We start from the raw sequence: 3,451 nt of genomic DNA, 5'->3' as shown, positions 1-3,451 counted from the left end.
GTTAAATATATTCATTATGTATAAAATTAATACAATAATTTTTTTAACTATTATATTATATCTAGCAACCAGTAATCTCTATTCACTAACTTTAGATGAGGCAATCAAGAAATCTCTTTTAAAGTATCCAGGTTATAAAATGAGAAAATACGATGTAAAATTAGGAGAACTGAATTTAAAGCTTTCATATTCAAAATTTTATCCATATATTAGCACAGAAATTACAGGTAGCGATAGATATGATGACCTAGATGGCAAAACTGCTCAGACAACACTTAATCTTAATTATAATATTTTTAATGGTTTAAAAGATATATTAGATGTGAAAATTAATAAACTAAACCTAAGGCTGTCAAAATTTATTTATAAGGATTATAAAAATTTCATATTAAAAGAAGTCAGCAATATCTATTACAATGCATTGGAGATAAAAAATATTATAAATAGTTATAAAAATATTGTTAATACAAGTAAAATAGCATTAAATGTGGCAAAATCACAATATAAAATCGGTAGAATAAGAGAAGTAGAATATCTACAGGCTGAAGTTAACTACAGTAGATCGCAATACGAGTATAATAACTACATACAACAACTAAAAAATATTTTAATAAACCTATCAACCTTTACCGGAGAGAACTATAGTATTGATACACCTCTAGAAACTGATTTTAGTAATATTGAACTTTCAAATATTGGATACTATATTAGCAAAGGACATAAAAATAATCTTGAGGTTGTTACAAAAAGGATTGAATCTCAGATCTCCTCTAAAGAAATTAAAAAATCTTATAGCGATTTTTCTCCAACAGTTGATATATATGCTACTAAGGGAAGATATTATGATGAGAATTTGCGTGATGAGCACTATACAGGTTCACAAGTTGGTATTACCACTACTTTTGATTTATTCACTGGATTTAGTAGATACTATAATGTAATCTCAGAAAAAACCCAATATTATAATGATTTAATGGATGAAAAATTAGCATCTTTAGAAATGAAAGAACAGATTAAGACATTATATAATAATATTGTTACCTATAATGATCAATTTTACTATTTATCTAATCTTATAAAATACTCTAAAAGAAATTATATGCTAACACTAGAATCATTTATCCTAGGTAAAAGTGACATTTTAGAGCTACTTGATGTACGCGATAGATATGAAGAAGCTTTTATAGATTATTATACTGCTCGATATAATATTGTAAGAGATTATAATGAATTGTTATATATATCAGGTACAATAAGTGATTAGAAAACTAATATACGCATCAATCTTTATAGCCATAATTTTATTTATTATATTTATTTTATATAACAACAATGGACATAAGAGCTATACTATTTTATCAACAGCTACTGCAAAAAAAGGATCAGTTAAATCTTACATAGTAGAAAAAGGTGTAATCAAACCACAGGTTGGTGCAGAAATTGAAATTGGAGCTAGAGCTACTGGGACAATTGAAGAAATGAATGTAAAAGTTGGAGATAGTGTAAAAAGGGGGCAACTTATTGCAGAGATAGATAGTAGAGAAATAAAAAAACAGATAGCTCAAACAAAAGAACAAATAAGAATTATTGAAAAAGAGATTGAATTAGAGAAGAGCACCTATCCATATCAGAGAAATATTTACAAACAAGAGGTATATAATTGGAGATCTCAAATGGAAACAGCTAAAAATAAATATGAAAGAGAAATATACCTATTCAATAGAGGCTTTTCAGCAAAAGAGGAGTTAGAGACATTAAGAAGCTCCTATGATGATGCTAAGGCAAGATTAGAACAAGCCAAGCTAGAATTGGATAGATATGACAGAGAACACTTCCTAACCTTAGATAGATTGTATTTAGAACTTAAACAACAGAAACTTCACCTTGATGAGTTAGAAGTTAGATTTAGTTATACAAAGATATATTCTCCAATTGATGGAGTAGTAACCCAAGTAGCTGCAGAAGCAGGGGAGACGATTGTAACTGGTTTACAAGTTGCCAATCTTATAACAATTATAAATCCTAGAAAATTAGAGATGTGGATTTATATTGATGAAACTGATATTAGCAACGTAAAGGTAGGTCAAAATGTTAAATATTCAGTAGATACCTATCCAGATAAAACATTTCAAGGGGTAGTAGATAGGATAAATCTTGGGCCTGAGATTTTTGATAACATTGTATATTATAAAGCAATAGTCAATATTGAGGAAAAAACAGCACTTTTATTTAAACCAGAGATGACAACCCAAGCAAAAATAATGATATCAGAAAAAGAAAATATATTAGTTATTCCAAAAGAGGCTTTAAAATGGGATATAGACAAATATATAGTTTATAAAATAATAGATTTGGAAAAAAATATTATTGAAAAAGTTGCTGTCAAAGTGGGTAAAAGAGGTGAAGATAACGCAGAAATACTAAAGGGATTAAAAGAAGGCGATAAAATTGCAGTTGATATAAAAATAGAAAATAATGGTTAATTTGATCAATATAAACAAAACATACATTGTAAACGAAAAGCCACTTACTGTATTAAATAACATAAACCTAAAAATTGAAAAGGGTGAATTTATTGCAATTATGGGTCCATCTGGCTCTGGCAAAACAACTTTAATGAATATAATAGGACTCCTTGATACGCCAAATAGTGGAAAATATTATCTTGATGATATAGATATATCAAAACTAGATGATGATCAAATGTCAGAATTAAGAAATAAAAAAATTGGTTTTATTTTTCAATCTTTTTATCTAATCCAATATCTTACAATATTAGAAAATATAATGCTACCAATATATTATTCAGATAAAATACCATCAAAATATATAGATCGTGCATATAATCTATTAGAAAATCTTGGCTTAAAAGATAAAGCAAAGGTTAAGCCAAACCAACTTTCAGGCGGACAACAGCAAAGGATTGCAATAGCAAGAGCACTAATGAATGATCCAGAGATCATACTAGCAGATGAACCAACAGGTCAATTAGATAGTGAGCGTTCTCATGCTATTATGAAGTATATTAAAAAACTTAATGATGATGGTAAGACTATTATAGTTGTTACCCATGAAAGTACAATTGCAAAATATGCAAAAAAGATTATAAAGATTGTTGATGGCAAAATAACTTAATCTTTGATAAAATATTATAATTATAATATACTAAATTTAATAAAAATAATTTAATAATTTTTTATGATAAAGAATAAAATTAAACCTTTTGTTGATCTAACAGATATTGATTTACAAGAGATCGTACTTTTAGATATAAAAAGGGCTTTTTCAGAAGGGATAAGAGAAGAAGTAAGTATGCCAGCTTTTTATGAAGGTAAAAAAAATGATGTAGGCGCATTAATAATCCATGATTTAGGCAGCTCCCCAAAAAATATGCAACTATATAATAAATATATATATAATCTAGGTTATACTACTTATATATCAAGAATTG

At 27.3% G+C, this 3,451-nt stretch carries 4 protein-coding genes; all 4 read left to right on the top strand.

Annotated features, from left to right (window positions below; all coding sequences use genetic code 11):
• Positions 1 to 1,264, top strand: a 1,264-nt coding sequence (locus tag SVN78_09570) for a TolC family protein (GenBank protein MDY6821852.1), incomplete at its 5' end; no start/stop codon positions are given.
• Positions 1,257 to 2,483 carry an efflux RND transporter periplasmic adaptor subunit gene (locus tag SVN78_09565; protein MDY6821851.1) on the top strand — a complete coding sequence of 409 codons (1,227 nt, stop codon included), beginning with the start codon at positions 1,257 to 1,259 and terminating at the stop codon, positions 2,481 to 2,483. The genes SVN78_09570 and SVN78_09565, both read left to right, overlap by 8 nt.
• A complete protein-coding gene (locus SVN78_09560; GenBank protein ID MDY6821850.1) occupies positions 2,476 to 3,135 on the top strand; it encodes an ABC transporter ATP-binding protein in 660 nt (219 codons plus the stop codon). Before SVN78_09565 ends, SVN78_09560 begins: the two co-directional genes overlap by 8 nt.
• A gap of 63 nt (positions 3,136 to 3,198) precedes the next feature.
• Positions 3,199 to 3,451 (top strand): hypothetical protein (locus SVN78_09555; GenBank protein MDY6821849.1); only part of this gene is annotated, 253 nt, incomplete at its 3' end.

The organism is Deferribacterota bacterium (genome assembly GCA_034189185.1).
GTDB lineage: Bacteria > Chrysiogenota > Deferribacteres > Deferribacterales > UBA228 > UBA228.
Note: the sequence above shows the minus strand (reverse complement) of the source record. Positions and strands in the feature narration are given on the sequence as shown.

Coding starts and splice junctions, on each gene's coding strand:
- SVN78_09560 (MDY6821850.1), top strand. CDS start 2,476: ATGGTTAATTTGATCAATATAAACAAAACATACATTGTAAACGAAAAG.